The sequence below is a fragment of the Rothia nasimurium genome, assembly GCF_928392795.1.
Classification (GTDB): Bacteria; Actinomycetota; Actinomycetes; order Actinomycetales; family Micrococcaceae; genus Rothia; species Rothia nasimurium_F.
This window is the reverse complement of sequence record NZ_CAKMTJ010000008.1, coordinates 57,526-76,313: the sequence shown is the minus strand read 5'-3', so window position 1 is coordinate 76,313 and position 18,788 is coordinate 57,526. Positions and strand designations below refer to the sequence as shown.

At 63.2% G+C, this 18,788-nt stretch carries 16 protein-coding genes; 8 read left to right on the top strand and 8 right to left on the bottom strand.

Annotation, left to right across the window (positions count from 1 at the left end):
- On the top strand, window positions 1–609 hold the full coding sequence (locus L6963_RS09285) for a TetR/AcrR family transcriptional regulator (protein WP_237207431.1): 609 nt from the start codon (window positions 1–3) through the stop codon (window positions 607–609).
- 52 nt (window positions 610–661) lie between these two features.
- On the top strand, window positions 662–3,247 hold the full coding sequence (locus L6963_RS09280; RefSeq protein ID WP_237207430.1) for a YhgE/Pip domain-containing protein: 2,586 nt from the start codon (window positions 662–664) through the stop codon (window positions 3,245–3,247).
- A gap of 109 nt (window positions 3,248–3,356) precedes the next feature.
- Here the strand turns inward: L6963_RS09280 and L6963_RS09275 are convergent, their stop codons facing one another.
- Complete coding sequence (locus L6963_RS09275; RefSeq protein ID WP_237207429.1) at window positions 3,357–3,830, bottom strand: nucleotidyltransferase family protein; 474 nt, start codon at window positions 3,828–3,830, stop codon at window positions 3,357–3,359.
- A gap of 152 nt (window positions 3,831–3,982) precedes the next feature.
- On the opposite strand from L6963_RS09275, the gene L6963_RS09270 reads away from it, so the two are divergent.
- From L6963_RS09270 to L6963_RS09255, 4 genes are all read left to right on the top strand, one after another.
- Window positions 3,983–4,450, top strand: coding sequence for a YbjN domain-containing protein (locus L6963_RS09270; RefSeq protein WP_237207428.1), 468 nt, complete (start codon window positions 3,983–3,985; stop codon window positions 4,448–4,450).
- Window positions 4,451–4,452: 2 nt separating this feature from the next.
- Window positions 4,453–6,285 carry an HSP90 family protein gene (locus L6963_RS09265; protein WP_237207427.1) on the top strand — a complete coding sequence of 611 codons (1,833 nt, stop codon included), beginning with the start codon at window positions 4,453–4,455 and terminating at the stop codon, window positions 6,283–6,285.
- A gap of 27 nt (window positions 6,286–6,312) precedes the next feature.
- Complete coding sequence (locus L6963_RS09260; RefSeq protein ID WP_237207426.1) at window positions 6,313–8,196, top strand: hypothetical protein; 1,884 nt, start codon at window positions 6,313–6,315, stop codon at window positions 8,194–8,196.
- Between the two features lie 329 nt (window positions 8,197–8,525).
- Entirely contained in the window at window positions 8,526–9,842 is a 1,317-nt protein-coding gene (locus L6963_RS09255; protein ID WP_237207425.1) for a hypothetical protein, read from the top strand.
- On the opposite strand, the gene L6963_RS09250 is transcribed toward L6963_RS09255, so the two are convergent.
- The 5 genes from L6963_RS09250 to L6963_RS09230 all read right to left on the bottom strand — a co-directional run bounded on the left by L6963_RS09250 (window position 9,839) and on the right by L6963_RS09230 (window position 13,954).
- Complete coding sequence (locus L6963_RS09250) at window positions 9,839–11,299, bottom strand: MATE family efflux transporter (RefSeq protein WP_237207424.1); 1,461 nt, start codon at window positions 11,297–11,299, stop codon at window positions 9,839–9,841. The two genes, L6963_RS09255 and L6963_RS09250, sit on opposite strands and share 4 nt — an antisense overlap.
- Window positions 11,300–11,393: 94 nt before the next feature.
- Window positions 11,394–12,233: a shikimate 5-dehydrogenase gene (locus L6963_RS09245; protein ID WP_237207423.1), complete on the bottom strand. Its 840-nt coding sequence runs from the start codon at window positions 12,231–12,233 to the stop codon at window positions 11,394–11,396.
- 186 nt (window positions 12,234–12,419) lie between these two features.
- The gene (locus tag L6963_RS09240) at window positions 12,420–12,932 is read right to left on the bottom strand and encodes a GNAT family N-acetyltransferase (protein ID WP_237207422.1); all 513 of its coding nucleotides are present in this window, start codon (window positions 12,930–12,932) and stop codon (window positions 12,420–12,422) included.
- A gap of 90 nt (window positions 12,933–13,022) precedes the next feature.
- Window positions 13,023–13,544, bottom strand: coding sequence for a GNAT family N-acetyltransferase (locus tag L6963_RS09235; protein ID WP_237207421.1), 522 nt, complete (start codon window positions 13,542–13,544; stop codon window positions 13,023–13,025).
- Window positions 13,545–13,546: 2 nt separating this feature from the next.
- Window positions 13,547–13,954 carry an RNA-binding S4 domain-containing protein gene (locus tag L6963_RS09230; protein WP_237186591.1) on the bottom strand — a complete coding sequence of 136 codons (408 nt, stop codon included), beginning with the start codon at window positions 13,952–13,954 and terminating at the stop codon, window positions 13,547–13,549.
- 147 nt (window positions 13,955–14,101) lie between these two features.
- Here L6963_RS09230 and L6963_RS09225 point away from each other — a divergent pair, with 147 nt between their 5' ends.
- Window positions 14,102–15,052: a sucrase ferredoxin gene (locus L6963_RS09225; RefSeq protein ID WP_237207420.1), complete on the top strand. Its 951-nt coding sequence runs from the start codon at window positions 14,102–14,104 to the stop codon at window positions 15,050–15,052.
- Window positions 15,053–15,155: 103 nt separating this feature from the next.
- Here L6963_RS09225 and L6963_RS09220 read toward each other — a convergent pair whose 3' ends face one another.
- Both L6963_RS09220 and L6963_RS09215 read right to left on the bottom strand, forming a co-directional pair.
- Window positions 15,156–15,902 (bottom strand): VIT1/CCC1 transporter family protein, encoded by a 747-nt coding sequence (locus L6963_RS09220; protein ID WP_423816792.1) that lies wholly within the window; start codon window positions 15,900–15,902, stop codon window positions 15,156–15,158.
- A 99-nt stretch (window positions 15,903–16,001) separates the two neighbouring features.
- Complete coding sequence (locus tag L6963_RS09215) at window positions 16,002–16,991, bottom strand: alpha/beta hydrolase (RefSeq protein WP_237207419.1); 990 nt, start codon at window positions 16,989–16,991, stop codon at window positions 16,002–16,004.
- 129 nt (window positions 16,992–17,120) lie between these two features.
- Here L6963_RS09215 and L6963_RS09210 point away from each other — a divergent pair, with 129 nt between their 5' ends.
- Window positions 17,121–18,776 carry an alpha-keto acid decarboxylase family protein gene (locus L6963_RS09210; RefSeq protein ID WP_237207418.1) on the top strand — a complete coding sequence of 552 codons (1,656 nt, stop codon included), beginning with the start codon at window positions 17,121–17,123 and terminating at the stop codon, window positions 18,774–18,776.
- The last annotated feature ends 12 nt before the right edge of the window (window positions 18,777–18,788 follow it).

Below are 18,788 nucleotides of genomic sequence, written 5' to 3'. Positions count from 1 at the left end.
ATGATCCCCACCCCGGCACCCGCCGCAGAGGACGCCCGCGCCGCCGACCCGCGTCCGGCCCGCTCCCGCGCAGCCCTCATCGAAGCTGCCACCGAGGCTCTCAGCACCAGCGACCCCGGCAACCTCAGCATCACCGTGCTCGTCAAGGCGGCAGGGGTCAGCCGCCCTACCTTCTACCAGCACTTCACCGACGTGCACGAACTCGTCCACACCGCGGCCCTCACCAAGCTCAGCGCCGCCTTCGACTCCCTACTCCCGGCTGACCCCGGTGCGTCCGTTGCGGTCTTCACCAGCGAGGTCAGCACCAACCTGCTCAAGCAGCTCCAGGCCGATGCCATCTTCTACCGCAGGGTGCTGGCGATTTCAGGCAACTCCTCCCTGGTCACCGAACTCATCGGCTTCCTCAGCCACCGTTTCCTCAGCCGCCCGGCTGTCACCGAACGCTTCACAGCCAAAACCCCCAGCCTGACCAACGACTACGCCCAGTTCGTTGCTGCCGGAGTCGCCTGGCTCGCCGTGCGCTGGCTGGCCACCGACTTCACCGGCGAGCACACCGCAGAAGCCACCGGCGAGCGCCTGGCCCAGATGATGCAGGCAGCTCTCTCCTAGCCCGCCCCTTATACTTTTACTGCCCCTACACCCTGAAAGCAGGTGGAATCCCGTGCCGTCAACGCGCGCTAAACGCCCCAAGCTCCACGACCGGTTCAGTCCCATGAAGTACCTGGTGCTGCTGGCCGTCATTATTATTCCCTCGATTTACTCAGGCATTTTGACCTGGTCGAACTATGACCCTACGGGCACGATTGATGCTGTTCCGGCGGCGATTGTGAATGAGGACGCCCCGGCCACCACCGCAACCGGCGACACCCTTAACCTGGGGCGGCAGCTGACCGATGAGCTGCTGAGTAACGACAGCTCGCAGAACTTTGACTGGTCTACTATGGGCGCTGATGAGGCTCAGGCCAAGCTCGAAAAGGGTGAGGTACAGGCGGTGCTGACCATTCCCGCCGACTTCTCTGCCAACGTCGCGTCAGTTTCTGAAAACGATGCAGCAGCAGCCCGGAGGGCCACACTGACCATCGCAACCAATGACGGCTCCAATATCATCTCGGGTAATATCGCCAGCTCCCTGGGCACAGCGGTCACCGATACCCTGGCTAGCCAGGTGTCCACCGAGTACCTCAATAACATCTACGCGGGCTTTACCGACATTCACGGTTCTTTAGGGCAGGCGGCAGACGGTGCCAGCCAGCTAGCTGACGGTTCCACCAGTGCTCAGGAAGGCTCCGACCAGCTGGTCGTGGGCCTGACCGATCTCAAGTCAGGTAGTAGCGAGTTGAGCTCGGGGGCGAGCACCCTTGCGGACGGAGCCACCCAGGTCAAGAGCGGTGCAGGTGAGCTGGCATCCGGCTCTGCTTCTCTCGCCGACGGCGCTAGCCAGGTGAACGACGGCGCTAGCTCCCTGGCGTCCGGGGCCACCGACCTGAACAGCGGGGCAAGCACTCTGGCAGATGGCGCTGATAGCGCTGCCAGCGGCGCAGCCTCCCTCTCGGACGGCTTGAACCAGATTAACTCTGAGGTATCTGCCCTGCCCGAGCAGCTGCCCGCCCTGACCGAGGGTACCGGTGCTCTGGTGTCCGGCGCGGACGGCCTGGCCAGCGGCGCGCAGAGCCTTGAGGACGCCGCCGGACAGCTTGCCAGCGGAGCCACCTCCCTCTCTGAGGGGGCGGACGCCGCCGTCACCGGTGCCCAGACCCTCGCCGATGGGGCCGGGCAGCTCCATACCGCTACAGGCACCCTAGCCGAGGGCACCCAGGAGCTCTCTACCAGCGCCCAGGCCCTCGTCGATAACTGGGGCAACCTCACCGACGAGCAGAAACTTGCTGCCCTGCAGCAGCTCAACGCGGGAGCGTCCACCCTTGCCAGTGGAGCGAGCGCGGTCGATACAGCCGCCGGGCAGCTTTCAACCGGGGCAGATGCCCTGGTGGGCACCGACTCAAGCGGCCTGACCAAGCTGGCGGCGGGAGCGTCCGCCCTGGACAGCGGCGCCAGCCAGCTAGCCAGCGGGGCCACCTCCCTCTCAGACGGGGCCGATACTCTCAGTGAGGGTGCCACCACCCTCAACAGCAAGGCAGGCACCCTGTCCACCAGCCTGAACTCCCTAGTCACCGCTATTTCTCAGGCCAACGACGGGGCCGCTTCGCTCGCCTCAGGCACCGGTGAACTGGCCAGCGGGGCGAACACCCTAGCTGAAGGCACCGGCACTCTATCCTCCGGCGCAAGCACCCTGGCTGAGGGCACCAGCTCCCTGGCCAGCGGGTCAGCCACCCTCAATGACGGTGCCCAGACCCTGGCCGAGGGCACTAGCAACCTGAGTGATGGAGCAAGCAGCCTAGCTGGCGGAGCTGCCAGCCTCGACGAGGGGGCAGGGTCAGCTGTAGACGGGGCCTCCTCCCTGGCCAGCGGCCTGAACGAGCTAAAGGACGGCAACACCCAGCTGGCGACCTCCCTGGGGGATGCTGTGGGGCAGGTCCCCAGCTATACCACCGACCAGGCTAGCGAACTGAGCGCGGTCACCAGCGACCCCGTCACCATTGAAAAGACCCGCCTGAACGAGGTACCCACCTACGGTCACGGCCTGGCCCCCTACTTCATGACCCTGGGCCTGTGGGTCGGCGCTATCGCCTACTTCATGATGTACCCGGCCATCTCCCGCAAGTTCGCCCGCGGCGGCCATTCCGGCCTGCGGACCCTGCGCGGGGCCCTGGTACCGGTGCTCCTCATGGGTATTGTTCAGGGCACCGTGATGTCTACCGTTATCCACTACTGGGTGGGCATTGAAGAGAGGAACTTCTGGGGTCTAACCGGCTTTGCCGTCCTGACCTCCATCACCTTCCTGGCCATCAACCAGGCCCTCATTGCCCTACTAGATGCCCCCGGCCGTTTCATCGCCCTGATTCTGACCGTGGTGCAGATCGGCGCGGCGGGAGGCACCTACCCGATTGAGACCGCCCCTGCCTTCCTGCAGGCTATCCACCCCTGGCTGCCACTGACCCATGCCCTAGAAGCCTTCCGATCCCTGATCGCTGGCGGTTCTATCGGCCTGGCTTCGGGTATCGCCTGGCTACTGGGCTGGATTGCCCTGGCTGTTGCGGGTACCGCCCTGAGCATCTGGATTCGCCACCGCCGCGAGGATAAGGCTGAGGCAGAACGCCAGGCCCGCCGCAGCGCCCTGGCGAGCGCCTAAAGAGTCAAGGCCTCTAACCTACGCCCCTTCGTTTCTGTCCCCGGTGTATCGCCCCGGAGGTAGGAGCGAAGGGGCGTAGAGGGTTAAAGGCTCCGTTCAATCGTTCTGCTCATAAGAGCACCGCTTCATTCACAATTCGGTCACGCACATCAGGGCGAATCGCGTGGTCAAAAACAATATCAACGGGGGCGCCCAGAATCTGTGTAGCTTCAGCCTGTAAACGGCTCTGTGCGAGTAAGCCGAGAGGCCTGTGCGCTGTGACAAGCAGGTCGATATCTGATGTGGGTTTATCTTGACCAGTTGCTACAGACCCAAAGACCCTCACGTTATCTACCCCGTGTTCTTCGAAATAGTCTATGAGCTCTGCCCGGTGCTCTCTGAGAACGCGGCCGTGAGGTGAGGTTCCATGAAAATGAATGATACGGGAGACCTCTGGTTGACTTCGCCCAACGACTTGAGCGATAGCCCGCTGTGACATGCCCGCCCGATAAGCCGAACGTACAGCGTTCACAAGCTGCTGGCGTCCTTCTTCTATCTTTTGCTGGGCGGTGTGAGCCGCCCGGGCCAACTGCACGGTATCCATAGTTTTAAGATAGCAAATGCTATCAGCAATCTGTAGGGCGGTCTCGACAGATCTCAGCGTCGGCTTCCATCCCCCACCCCAACCCCACCTTTGCCCGAACCTATAGGATAGAGAGAACCGTACCAGTATCTTCCACCGTTGAAAGAGGAACCATGGGGTACTTTGACTCCGTCCAGTCTGCCGCGCAGCTACTCACGCCGATTACTAACGAACGTATGCTGGCTGCCCTTGACCGCCTTGAGGTGGATTACGAGCTGGGCGATGACGGGGCCGCTGTGTTCCATTTTGAGCGGGGCTACTTCTACTACACCCTCTCCAGTAACGCCAGCCGCGACCTGCTGAGCGTGCGCGGCAGCTACCGGGGTACCTTCCCTCTCGAGGCGCTGCCCGCCCTCAACGAGTTCACCAACGCCTGGAACCAGCAGAACCTCTTCCCCAAGGTCTTCCCCTACCGGGTTGAAGAGGAGGGGCAGGGGTTTGTAGTGCTGCCGGTTGAGCTGAGCATGGTTTACGCGGGCGGGGTGACGGACGCCCAGATTGATGAGCACCTGCGCGCTGCCCTGCAGACTTCGCTGGAGTACTTCGAAACCGTGGCCTCCACCTTCGGCGGGGAGGAATAGCCTTGTCACAGCGTTTTAAAGTTGATTTGGGTGGCCTGGTTGAGCTGCTGTCGAAGAACCTGTATTCGGGCCCGCAGGTTTACCTGCGCGAGGCGATTCAGAACGGGGTTGACGCTATTACTGCCCGCCGCGAGCAGGACGTCGACGCTCCCGCCCGGGTGCTCCTGGAGCCCTGGGAGGACGGCACCGGCATCACCATTACCGACACCGGCGTGGGTCTGACGGCCGAGCAGGCTGAGGAGTTTCTGGCGACGATTGGCCGTACCTCTAAACGCGATGAGGTCTTTAACGAGGGCCGCGCCGAGTTTTTGGGCCAGTTCGGTATTGGCCTGCTGGCCTGTTTTTTGATTGCCGATACGGTTGAGGTCACCTCTCAGAGCGTGCTGCCGGGGGCTGCTCCGGTGCGCTGGCTGGGCCATGCGGACGGCACCTTTGAGGTGCTTCAGCTCGCTGGCGGTGAGGACGCCGCCGGGCAGGTTCCCGAGGTCGGTACAACGATTCGCCTTAAGGCGCGGGCGGACGCCGCCCACTGGGTTGCCGAGGAGACGGTGGTGACGCTGGCCAGCGACTACGCCGATATGCTGCCGGTTGAGGTGGCGGTTCGGGTGAGGGCTGCCGGCCAGCGGATCTGGCGCCGTATTTCCCTACCTGCCCTGCCCTGGGCGAAGGGGGAGGGCGAGCACCAGCCCAACCAGCACGAGCGAGCCCTGGCCCTGACTAACTACGCCGAGAAGACCCTGGGCTTCACGCCCCTGGCTGCTCTTGAGCTCGAGGTGCCCGCCACCGGCACGACCGGTGTGGCCTATGTGCTGCCGCAGGCTGTGTCACCGGGTTCAGGCCGCCACCGCGTCTACGTGAAGAACATGCTGGTGAACACCCGCGAAGACACTCTGCTGCCCGATTGGGCTTTCTTCGTGCGGGCCGTGGTGAACTCGGAGTCCCTGACCCCAACGGCCTCCCGCGAGCAGCTGCGCGAGGACGAGATTCTTCTGCTCACCCGCGAGGCGATCGGTGAACAGCTCAAGACCTGGATTACCGCTACCCTTTCTGAGCCCAGCGCCCTGCGCGACCGCTTTGTCGAAACCCATTCCCTGGCCCTGCGGGCAGTGGCCCTGGCTAGCGACGACATGCTCGATGTGGTGGCGTCCTCCCTGCCCTTTGAGACCACCGGCGGCATCGCCACGCTCGCCCAGGTCATTGAAGAGACCGGGCAGGTGCTCTACACCCCCACCACCGAGGCCTACCGCCGGGTGGCTCCGGTGGCGCGGGCCCAGGGGCTGTGGGTGGTCAACGGCGGCTACGTCTACGACGCCGACCTACTGGCTAAACTGGCTGACCGCCCCCGCTGGAAGGTCACAGAGCTGACCAGCAAGGACGTCACCCAGACCCTGGCAGCCGTTGAGATGGAACGCGAGTTCGAGGTGCTGCGCGGCCTAGAGCGCGCCCGGGCTGTGCTCGCCGCCCAGGACTGCGGCGTCCTGCTGCGCACCTTTGACCCCGCCGAGGTACCCGCGGTGCTGCTGCGCGATGCGGACGCCGAACGCGCCCGCGACCTGGCCCAGGAGGCCGAGGACGCCGGTGGGGCCTGGGGTGGGCTCCTCGGCTCCTTCACCGAGGCGGCAACCGAGCCGACCCGCACCCTGGTGCTCAACGACGCCAACGAAAATACCCGCCGCCTACTGCATCAGCCGGAGCACGCGTCCTTTGAGCCGGGTCTGACGACCCTCTACCTCTCAGCCCTCATGCTCGCCGGTGAGGGCCTGCGCGGGGCCGAAACCAACCTGCTCAGCGATAGCCTGGCCCAGCTGCTCGAAGCGGCCCTGCGCCAGCCCTAAAGATAGCTACCAACAAGGGAGAAGACTGTGTGGTCCACCCACGAAGCCGCCCAGAAAATTGCCGCAACCCGCGACCTGCCCTACGGTAGCGCCCGCACCGCCGCCATGGAGTACATCACCCGCACTCTTGAGCGGGAGGGCCCCGAATCCATGCTGCCCGAGGCCTACCTCAACCTGGTGGAGGCCTATGTTTTTGGGCAGCCGACCCCGGCGTCCTTTGCGGTGTTCTCTAAGCTGTTGCGTCTCTACGACGCCCACCCCGAGCACTTTGACGAGTTCACCGCCCGCACCCTCTTCTGGCAGTTCAAGTGGATTATCGGCGATATGACCGCCTACCCGCAGATCTCTAAGGAGCAGGCGCGCGAGCTGCTCGATGAGATGCGCCGCCGCTACCGCCTGGCGGGCATGGGCGAGATGGCCCCTGACCGGGCCGAATACATGTGGGCTGCCCATATCGGTGAGGACGAGGCCGCCGAGACCTGGCGCGCCCGCTGGCTGGCGCACGGTGAGGACGAGATGGACTGCGGCTCCTGCAGGCACGGCGGGATTCTGCGCGACCACGTGACCGACGGGGAGTTTGAGGCGGCCGTCCGCCTGGGTGCCCCCACCGAAGATTTGTGTAACCGGGAGCCTGCGGCTTCCCACCGGCAGCTGGCGCTTGCCTACCTGCACCTGGAGGACGGCGAAGCAGCCGGCCGTCACCTGATGCGGGCAGCGGCCAACCGCGACCAGTATGATCCGGACGACCTGGGCGTTGAGTTTGAGGTACTAGCCCGCGGCCAGAACCTTCAGGCGGCCTTTGACCTGCTGGCTGACCACGGCAAACGTGCTCTTGACCTGGCGGGGGATCCCGGCGATAACCGCAACTTCCTGCGCTATATCGTCGCTGGCCTGGCCTGGGCTTTAGAGGACCACGGGGATATGCCCACCGGCTTGCGGCCTGCCGGTCAGGTCGAACGGTCTACCTTGAAGGAGCTCTACGACTGGGCGCTGGCCGAGTCCCGGCCGCTGGCGCAGGCCTTTGACCGCCGGGCGGGTAATACCCGGTTCTCGGAGTCCCTGGAGGCCGCCACCGAACTGGACGCCCTGACACCCATTGTGCTGCCTACCGGGGCGGACGGGTCTGGTTCGACTAGTTCAGCCAGAGCGGACGCCGCCGCGGGCGCTCAGACCCAGGGTGAGGGCGTGGAGGGGGCTACTCCCCTGTCCTTCACCCCGGTGGAGTCCTACCTGGCGGTGGCCCGCGAGCATGAGACCGCAGGGGCTTCCCTGGAGGCAGGTCTGGCCTACGCCGAGGTTGCTTTCTTGGTGCTGGCCAGCGGTCCGATCACGGGTGCTCAGGCACTCGAGGCCCACGGATTCTTTGAGAAGGCCTGGCCCCTGCTGGCGGACGGCGGCGCCACCCCTGCCCTGCTGGCAGAGGTAGTGCGCGTGTGGGCACCGGTTGCCGAACGGGTCAATGAGCTTGAAGCCCTTCGCACTCCGGTGGGTGAGCTACAGGAGCTGGCCCAGCAGGCTCTTGCCCCAGCCCACGGTGACCAGGGCGGGGACGCCGCCCCGGGCGTCCGCCCCGACCTGATGGCTTTCCTGCTAGCTCAGGATTTCGCCGCCCGCCTTTCACTGGCGACCGGTAACTCTGCGAGCCAGCAGCTCGTGGATAAGCTGGTTGAGACCTACCGCGAGAACGAGTGCCTGGAGCGGGCAGCCCGCCTGCTGGTGGTCGCCGCTGAAGCTGCGACTGCCGCCGGGCAGAGTGAGCTGGCGATTGGCCGCTATGAGCTGGCGGCGGAGCTTTTTGAGCCGTTAAGGCTGAAGAAGTCCCGTGCTGCTGCCCTGGACGCCTGCATTGAGCTGCTGCGCGCTACCGGCCAGGAGCACCGCGTGGAAGCCCTGCTGGCTGAGCTTATGTAAAAAGAATCGCCCGTAAGAGTCGCGAAAGGATAGCTCCCATTGCGAATCTCTTACGGGCTATTGCTCAGTTCCTTGACACTCTCTCACACTTCTTCAACTAAGTGAGAGTAGCGACCATAGCAAGGGGCGGCCTGTCACGCGCCAACGTGGCGGGTTGCCCCATCTTTGTATCTCTACAAATCTACCTGTAAGCCCAGGCCTTGATAACGGAATCGTCTACGTCTGGCGCTCTACTTTCGGGGGAAAGCTACACACTCTGGCCACCCCTATCGACTCCACATCCCTAAATTTTTTTGTGTCTCTTGACACATTTTCACACAATGATTAGTTTGAAAATTGCAAACATTAGATTTGCGTCACAATATATCAACCGTCCCTCTCCACTTAAGGAGCAATCCTATGGAACCCAGAAAACTTACCTTCATATCATGGCAGCAGACCGAAAGATAACGCCGCAGAAAGCTGTGCGTGCGCTTATCGCAGGCCGCTTACTCACCAGCTTCGGCGAAGGTTTGGCAGGGTTTGCTGTCACCGTTATCGCTATCCAAAATCTCGGTGGGATTGACTCTGGAGTAGCCGTAGCCATTGCGTTTGCCACCGGAGCGCTTATAGGCAACATCGTTGGGTCACTTGCCGACTTCTACGCACCACCTCGAATTATTACCCTCTCTGCGTTTACAGCCACAGCAACATCACTTACCTTAACTATTAGCTCTCTCACTGATACTCTCACTCTCCCTATAGTAGTCATCATCAGCTTCATCATTACAACCTGCTCTTCAGCGCTCTCACGTGCAGACACTACTGCTTTCGTCCACATGCTAACCCCTGAAGATCTTCCTCAAACTTTTGGGTTTATTGCTGCAAGAACACAAGTAGCTGCTGCTATAGCTGGTATCTTTGCGGGAATCACGCTCAATGCCTGGCAATCTCTTCCCTTCATAATCAGTACTACCAGCTGGATTATCCTCATTGGGTTTACTATTGTTTTTGGTCGCACCTACATAGCTGCTAACTGCCGCCCGCAAGAAGTACCTGATTTCGGTTTTTTTACTCTCTTTGCAGGTTTCGCTTTTGCAATCAAAACTAGGCCTATTGCAGCCGTAATTATTATCAGCGCTACCGCTAATCTTTTCTTAGAAGGTGCGGGAACAATTATAGAAATAGACCTCATAGCATCCGGTGTGAGCGTTGTTCTCGTTGGAATGCTAGGAACTTTCACCAGTCTAGCTGCACTGGTTGGTAGCCTATTCAGCGGGACTATCAGTGCACGTTTTACACCACGACTTCTCTTCATTATGGTGTTTATGCTACTGAGCTCAGCTATGCTATTTTGTGCGCTCTCCCAAAACTACTGGATTATAGTAACTAGCCTTTCATGCGCTGTCATTCTCATACCTTCACTGGGCGTAAGTACCGCTGTAGCACTTGCTCAGTTGGCTCCCGATACAATGCAAGCCCGTGTATCAGGCGCTAGCGCGATAGTTTCGATCATTACATCAGCAATTTCTCCGGGACTATATGGGTTCTCCTACGCCCGGTTTTCCCGATTTGTCACACTGTTTGCAACAGCCTGCGCCTTAGGTACTTTAGCAGTTATTGCCCGTTACACAATTCCCCAGAAACTTCATCAGCAAAACCCCTAACGAATCCACACCCCACTGCGGGCGCGCAGACCCAGGGTGAGGGCGCGGGCGCCCATGTACCACAGGGCGTAGGAGCACCAGAGCAGCAGGTAGGCCAGGGTGGGGCCATCGAGCAGCCCACCCCAGCCCCAGGAGGTGCCCCCGGCAAGCGGGGCGGGAGCGTCCGCACCGGCACCGAACCAGAAATACAGCCCGGCCAATACCGGCAGGTAGGCCACCAGGGTGAAGAGCCCAGCCAGACCCAGATAGCGTACGTCCTGGGCGCCGATCAGCACGCCGTCCAGAATGAAAACGTAGGCCGCCAGGGGCTGTCCCACCGCCAGCACCAGCAAAGAGAGAGCAAAGAGGCGTTGCACCTCGGGGTCGGGGGTAAAGACCCAGGCCAGGCCAAACCCAACCGCCGGGCAAACCAGGGCCGTGACCAGACCAAAGGCCAGGCTCCACCGCACCAGGCGGTTTTTGAGCTGAACCACCGCGCTCTGCCCCTGCCGGGTTGAAAGATCCTGCGCGCCCATCTCCTTACCCAGCAGGGCCTGGGCGGCAATGGCCAGGGCGTCTAGGGCGAAGGCCAGCAGGTTAAAGAAAGCCATCGTCAACTGGTAGGCGGCCAGGTTTTTCTCCCCCTGGCTGGTCACCACAAAGACCGTAGCCAGCAGGGCAATCCGCAGGCAGGCAGCCCGCACCATCAGCCAGGCCCCCACCCTAAAGACAGCCTTAAGACCGGCGCGGTCGGGCAGCCAGCCGGGCACCCGCGTCCGCACCGATAAGCCGGAGGGTCGGGCAAGAGAGCCGGGCATCCGCGTCCGCGCAACCACCGCGCAGGTCAGGGCCAGGGCCATACCCCACTGCACCACAGCCGTCGCTACCGCAGAGCCTGCCACACCCCACCCTGCCGGGTAAACCAGGGCCCAGCTCAGCGGCACATTGAGAGCGGCACCAAGAGTGGCGACATAGAGGGGAGTCTTTGCGTCTTGAAAACCGCGCAGGGCACCGGTCGCCGCCAACACCAGGAGCATACCGGGCAGGCCCGCCAGGGAAGGCAGCAGGTAGGCGGTGGCGTGGGTCAGGACGTCCCCGCCCGCCCCCAGTGCACGCAGCAGGGGGCCGGCGGTCAGCGCCAACAGCACCGCGAAGAAAAGACCCAGGCCAGCAGCCACCCACAGGCCGTTGCGGGCGGCAGCAAACGCGCTGGGAGTATCGCCTGCCCCCACGGCTCGGGCCACCGCCGGGGTGGTGGAGTAGGCCAGAAAAACCATGAAGCCCACCAGGGTCTGCACCACGGTTGAACCCAGCGTCAGGCCAGCCAGCGGGGCACTGCCCAGGTGACCCACGATGGCAGAATCAGCCAGCACCAGCAGGGGCTCAGCAATGAGGGCACCAAAGGCGGGCACCGCCAGGGCAAGAATCTGGCGGTTGAGCGAAGGCTGCCGGGGCGAAGAAGACGGTGTAGAGGGCATAAAACCACCCTACCGGCGTCCGTATGGGTAAGCGAAACCTTCATCTGCGTGTGCAAAGAACGCGCAGATGAAGGTTTCGGTTACTTTCAAGAAGCTAGCTGGCCTGGGCTTCTGCCTCGGCCACATCGGCGTCGCTGACCTCAACCCCGGTGTAAAGCTTGAACTGTTCAGCAGCCTGCAGGGCGATGACCTCGCCGCCGGTAATCACTTCCTTGCCCGCAGCCCGTCCGGCCCGAATCAGCGGGGTTTCAACGGGCATGGCGACCACGTCAAAGACCACCTGGGCGGCCTCAATCGCGGGAGCGGGGTAGGCCAGGGTGTCTACCTCGGGGCCGCCCTCCATGCCGATGGGGGTGACGTTCACAATCACAGGGGCGATCAAATCGCCCACCTCAGCGGCCCAGGTGTAGCCGTAACGCTCAGCCAGGGCGCGGCCGGTCTCTTCATTGCGGGCGATGATGGTGCCGGTGCGGAAGCCCGCGTCATAGAAGGCCCCGGCCACAGCCGCCGCCATGCCGCCTGAACCGCGCAGCAGGAAGGGCAGGGCGGGATCTACCCGGTGGGAAGCCAGCAGGGAGGCCACCGCAATCACGTCGGTGTTATAGGCCTTAAGATAGCCGTCAGTGTTCACGATGGTGTTAACCGCGCCAATCACTTCAGCGGAATGGTCTATCTCGTTGACCAGGGGAATCACTGCCTGCTTGAAGGGCATCGATACCGAGCAGCCCCGAATGCCCAAGGCCCGCACACCGCCAATGGCGGCCTCAATGTCGGTGGTGGTCATGGCCTTATAGAGAAAGTCCAGGCCAAACTTTTCGTAGAGGTAGTTGTGGAACTTAATGCCGTGGTTTGAGGGGCGGCCCGAGAGGGAGATGCAGACGGTGGTGTCGCGATTCAGGGGCGGACGGCCAGGCGCGGCAGGTGAGCTAGTCATAGGGTGTTTTCCTTGGTGAGGGTTCGAGCCGGGCTCCTCACAGCGGGGCCAACCCGGCCTGACCCTTTCACCCTACCACCGGCGTCCGCGCACCGCTCCACCTCGGCTGAGTGTAACGATAAATGCCATGTGCGCGAATCGTTACCGCGCACATGGCATTTAGCGTTACAGTCAAAAGTGGGGCTGCTAGGGCCGGGTCATGATGTAGGTTTTACGGCCCGCAAACTCGTCAGAGCGGGCGATGGTGAAGCCTTCTTTTTCATAGAAACGAATCGCGCGGGCGTTGGTGGAAAGCACCTCAAGTTCGGCCGGGCCGGGGTCGAGAACCTCACCCAGCAGGGCCTGGGCAACTCCCGTGCCGAAGGCCTCGGGCAGCAGGTAGAGCATTTCAAGTTTCTGCACCTCATACGGCATCTGGGAGGCGAAGGCCAGACCCAGGAGTTTGCCCGCGACGTCCTTTTCTACCGCCACCAGGGCGCGGCGGTGCTGGCCCAGTTGCTGCTGAATATCTTCACCGGTGCCACCGGTGGAATCAAGCCACTCTGCAAATCCGGTGGCGCGGGCGTCCAGCTGCTCTTCCTGCTTAGCGAACATTTCGGGGGTAAATGTGCCTGCGTAGGCGTGACGCCAGGACGTCATGCGCAGCTCTTCCCACGCTCTGGCCTCTGCGGGCACAGGTGGGCGGATCTCAAAATTCATTATTCTCCTCGAGCCCTGCCGCTGCGAGCGAGTGGGGGAAGGCAGGGCGTAGAGTCATAATACCGTACCGACCTGCACAATCTTCAGGTTTTAAATAGACAGGTGGTAGATGTAGTCGTGGGCGACTTCGGTGGCAGTGAGCTGGAAGGTGCGCTCACCCACCCGGGTGAATCCCATCTTTTCGTAGAAGGCCTGGGCGCGGTGGTTGAGCTGATGGGTGCCAAGGTGCAGGCCGTCTTTACCGTCTGCGCGGGCGGCGGCGATAGCGGCGTCCATGAGTTCCCTAGCCAGACCGGTTCCACGGGTTTCTGCGGAGAGGTAGAACTTGCTCAGGTAGGCGGCGTTGCCGGGGATTTCAGCAGGCTGGGGCGCCTCGTGGTCGATGCCGAAATAGGCGATAATCTCGCCTGCTTCATTGACGGCCAGAGTGAAGCTGTAGGAGCCGGTTTCGATATAGCGGGTGAAGGACGCCTCATCTAGGTTTTCGCTCACAAAGGCCGCCACGAACTCGCGGGGCACCACGGGCGGGGCAGCGTCGGGGAAGTGCGCGCTAGCGAAGGCGGAGAGGGCGGGAACGTCGGCAAGGACGGCAGGGCGCAGGGTGTAGGGCATACTTATTCTTTCTCGTAGCCGCGGAGCTTGTTGAGGGCGCGGCGCTCAGTTTTGGTGGGTCGGCCTGCGCCCCGGTCGCGGCGGGGTAGGGCGCCGCTGGTGAGGTAGGCGGGTTTGGGGGCGGAGATGTCGTCGTAGCAGGTGACGGCCACGGGTGCACCGACGCGCTTGGAGATGGTTTTGCGCACGATGAGCACGCGTTCCCAGCCGGGGTAGCGCACGGTGACGGTGTCGCCGGGTTTGATTTTTTGGGAGGGCTTGGCGTGCTCGCTGTTGATGCGCACGTGCCCGGCTTTGACCTCGGAGGACGCCAGTGATCGGGTTTTGAAGACGCGCACCGACCAGAGCCAGGCGTCGATACGCACAGGTGGCTGCGGCTCTACGGGGGCTGAGTCTGCGGGTGAAGTCATGTATCTAGGCTACCCAATGAGCAGGCGAAGCCCTGACCTGCGCGAGCGTGCGTCATATCGCTGAGCGTGCAACAGTCATGCGCACTCTCGGCGATATGACGCACGCTCGCCGCCCCTTGGGGCCCGTGCTGGCGTACACTTATGCCCATGACTAGCCCTACCGCCCCCACTATTCCTGCCGATTCCTGCTCCCTGCCGGTTGATGAGAACCTACCGGGCACCGCTGCCCGCGAGACGCTCTGGGTTCTGCTGGAGCACCCCGGCGGCTGGGGCCGCGATATTCTCGATGGAACCGTCTTTGGGGCAGAACTCTCAGCCGCCCTTAAAGAGAAGATGGCGCAGGTGGGTGCCCGCCTGCTGCTAATTCGGCAGCCCGGTCGTGAGGGGCAGAAGGTTAAGGACGCCGGCGCCCGCCGCCGCGCCTTCCTTGCGGTTACCGGGGGTAGGGATTTTTCACCCGCCCGGCTCTACTCTTTTGAGGTAACCGGTGCGGAGGATTTGCTCTCCCTTCCCCTCGAAACCCCCGAAAATATACCCGGTGTGGTTGTTTCACGTGAAACACTGGCTCTTGTCTGCACCCACTCCAAGCGCGACCGCTGCTGCGCGGTACGCGGCCGACCCATTGCGTCCTTTGTATCCGAACAACTCGCGGACGGCAGCGTCTGGGAGTGCTCCCACACCGGCGGGCACCGCTTCGCCCCGGTCGCCATCAGCCTGCCCACCGGCTACACCTACGGGCGCCTAACCTTCGAACAGGCCCTGACCTTAGCCCAGGGTGCCCAGCAGGGCCGGGTAGAACTCACCGGGCTGCGCGGGCGCTCCTCCCACTCCCCCATCGAGCAGGTAGCCGAGGTAGCCGTCCGTACCCTCCTGGCGGACGCCGGTGAGCAGGCAGACCCCAACGACCTAAACCCCGGTGAAATGACCGTCACCGAACCCGACCTACACGCCGCCCATATCGCTCACCGCGACGGCCGTTTCTGGGTCGTGACCGCCCGCCGCACCGAGCTAGCACCGCGACCGGCGTCCTGCGGTAAGGACGCCGGCCCCGCCTTCAGCTGGGAGGTCGTCAGCCTGCACCCCGGCACGGCAGCCTAACTTTTATCAAGCCCCCGGGAAGCACACAGGCGGGCCTGCTCATGCAGACCCGCCTGGTGGCGTCCGCCCCGGTTCAAAGAATCAGGGGCTGAATCTCGACGTTTTAGACCACGCCGGTTGCACCCAGCAGGGAGCCCACGCCGAAGGTAACGGCCAGGGCTAGGGCGCCACCGACGACGACGCGCACAGCGGCCTTGCCGTAGTGCGGGGAGCCGCCCCACTTAGCGCCCAAGGTACCGGTAACAGCCAGGGCGATCAGCACACCGGCGAAGGTCACCGGAATACGAATCGACTCGGGGAAGAGCAGAATCAGCAGGGTAGGCAGCAGGGCGCCCATGAGGAAGGCACCGGCTGATGCAAGGGCAGCAGACCAGGGGGAGGGGATATCCTCATCGTCGATGCCCAGCTCGAAGTGCAGGTGGGTTTTGAGGGCGTTCTTCTCGGTCATTTCGATGGCCGCCTTGCGGGCGGTTTCCGGGGAGATGCCGCGCTCTTCTAGGATTTCGGTCAGCTCGTCCAGCTCTTGTTCGGGCAGGTCGCGCAGTTCAGCCTTTTCCTTGGCAATCTGGGCTTCCTGGCTGTCTACCTGGGAGGAAACCGAGACGTACTCACCCAGAGCCATAGAAATGGCACCACCGACCACGGCAGCCGCTGCGGCCACGCCAATAGCCGAGGTGCTAGTAGTTGCACCGGCAACGCCAACCACAGTTGCGGCCACCGAAACAATACCGTCGTTGGCACCCAGCACAGCTGCGCGCAGGCGGTTGAGCTTCTCCTGGTAGGCACCGCCCATGTTGTGGGCTTCACCGGTGTGGGAGTGGGGTGCGGTTTCGTTCAGCTGGTTCGTCATACTTTCACACTAGACCTGCTCTCGGGCACTTTCCAGCGAGCGCGCAGTTACCCCCTGTTCGGCGGTGCTTAACCGGCCGGTGAGGCTAGGCTGGGCTACCTAGAGGCGGTCGAGGAACTCGTCCATTGCCCGGTAGGTGGCGGTACGGGCGGGTTCGGGTGAGAGGACGAGGTCGTGGGTTCCACCGTCGATGACGCGGCTGGTGACGTCCCTACCCAGCCCCAGACCCCAGCGGCGGATTCCCTGCACGTTGAGCACGGCGTCGAAGTCGTGGCGGTCGGTGGGGTTTGTGAGTTTGCCGGAGCGGGCCGAGGTTAGCAGCAGAACGGGGGCCTGGATATCGAGGCCGCGCTGTAGCTGCCGGTGGGCCCGGCGCACAGCCGCCAGCCAGCCCGCGTAGACGGGTGGGAAGTTGAGGGTTTTCCAGTCGGTGTTGAACTGCCAGGTGCCTGCGTGCTCAGCGTGCAGGGAGCGGGCGTAGGCGTCCTCCTGCTCCTTCTGCACGATGGCGCGCGGCTTGAGGCGCGCGAGCGCCGCCACCGACCCGGTCATGAGGGTGCGCTCAAGCGGGTTGTTGAAGTGGTCGAGCCAGGGTGAGTTGAGGACGACGGCAGCCAGCTCGGGCGGGGCGGTTCGGCTGGCCCAGAGGGAGGCGATGAGGCCACCGGTGGAGTGGGCCATAAGAATGACCTGCCGGTGCCCGTCGCGGCCGGTGATGAGCTGCCAGGCGGCGGTGAGGTCTTCGAAGTAGTCGTCGAGGTTTTCGGTGTAGAAGGGGGTCTGCCCCGGCAGCAGGGAGCGCCCGTATTTGCGCAGGTCTAGGGCGTAGAAGTCATGGCCGCGCTCAGCCCACCAGTCGCCAAGGTCCTTCTGGAAGAAGTAGTCCACAAAGCCGTGCAGGTAGAGCACGGCGGGCTGCGCCGCCCCGCCCTTCCCCTGCGCGGACGCCGGTAGCTGGGGAGCCGCGTCCGCCCCGCCGGCATCTGCGGGCCGGTGGATGAGGGTGGCAACGATGGGGCCTTCTGCATCGCGGCCCAGGTCGATGGTTTCGGCGGTGTAGGGGGCGCCGAGAATGTCTGGCTGTGTCATGGCTCCCAGTCTACGCCTGTTGGGCTGGCGCCCTGTCTAGCGAAGCTAGCCTAGACACACCTATCATAGAGAGGATAATCAGTGACGCCCGCAACACCCCGCGGGCACCCACCAGTAAGGACACCACCCATGACCTACACCGTCAGCGACTACCTGCTTGACCGCCTTGTTTCCCTGGGCGCTACCGATATTTTCGGTGTGCCCGGCGATTTCAACCTGCAGTTCCTCGACCATGTGATTGCGCACGAGCAGCTGACCTGGGTGGGCAACGCAAATGAGCTCAACGCCGGGTACGCGGCGGACGGCTACGCCCGCGTGGGCGGTATCGGCGCCCTGGTGACCACCTACGGTGTGGGTGAGCTTTCAGCTATTAACGCGACGGCGGGCTCCTATGCCGAGCATGTGCCCGTCCTGCACATTGTGGGTGCCCCCTCCAAGGACGCCCAGGCCGCCCACCTGACCATGCACCACACCCTGGGGGATGGGGACTTCAGCCACTTTATCCGCATGGCCTCCGAGGTGTCCTGCGCGGTTGCTAACCTTGAGCACGCTACCGCCACTGCCGAGATCGACCGCGTGTTGCGGGAGATGATGATCCAGAAGCGCCCCGGCTACATTCTGCTGGCAACCGACGTTGCCCGGGTTGAGGTGGCCCCGCCGACCGGTCCGCTGGAGGTGCCCAAGGCTCTCTCGTCCCCCGGTGCTGTTGAAGCCTTCCGCGCTGACCTGGCTGAAGTGCTGGCGGGCAAGCAGACCACGGTGCTTGCTGACCTTTTGGTCCACCGCATGGGGGCCCAGGCCAACCTGACTGAGATGCTGGAGGCCACCGGCCTGCCCTATGCCACCCTCATGTGGGGTAAGACCCTGGTGGACGAGTCCAAGCCGGCTTTTGCGGGCATTTACGCCGGGGTGGTGTCGTCCGCCCGCACCAAGGACGCCGTGGAGCAGGCCCAAGCCCTGATCTGCGCGGGCGTGACCTTCACCGACACCACCACCGCAGGTTTCTCGCAGAACCTACCCGAGAACACCGTCTTTTTGGGGGCCCAGACCGCCAAGATTGGTCGCAAGACCTACGCCCCGCTCACCCTCGATACCGCCCTGGATATTGTGCGCGAGGTTGCCAGTGAGGTCGGGGCAACCCCCAAGGAGCTGCTGCCCTGGGATGAAGAAACCCACGAAGACATCGACATGACCGCCCCGCTGACCCAGGACGTCCTCTGGTCCCTGCTCTCCCGCGAACTGTCACCGGGCAACATTGTGGTGGCCGACCAGGGCACCTCCTTCTTCGGCATGGCCTCCCGCCGCTTCCCCGAGAACTCCATGTTCATCGGCCAGCCCCTGTGGGGTTCAATCGGCTATACCCTGCCGGCCATGCTGGGGGCTTCCATCGCAGACCGGGGTGCGCGCGGCGTCCTGCTCATTGGCGACGGCTCAGCCCAGCTGACCTTCCAGGAAATCGGCACCATGCTGGAGCAGAAGACCAACCCGGTAGTAGTGCTCATTAACAATGACGGCTACACGGTAGAGCGCGCCATTCACGGCCCCACCCAGCCCTACAACGATATTCGCCGCTATAACTGGCAGCTGATCCCGGCAGCGCTGGGCGCAACCAAGGACGATGTGCTCACGCTGCGCGTGACCACCGCCGCCGAGCTGCTGGAAGCAACCGCCCTAACCCAGGCCACACGCGACAAGCTGGTTTTCCTGGAGGTCATGATGGATAAGGACGACGTGCCCGCCCTGCTGGCCGACGTCGCCGCCGCGCTCACCCGCGCTAACTCCTAAGAGTAGGTGGGC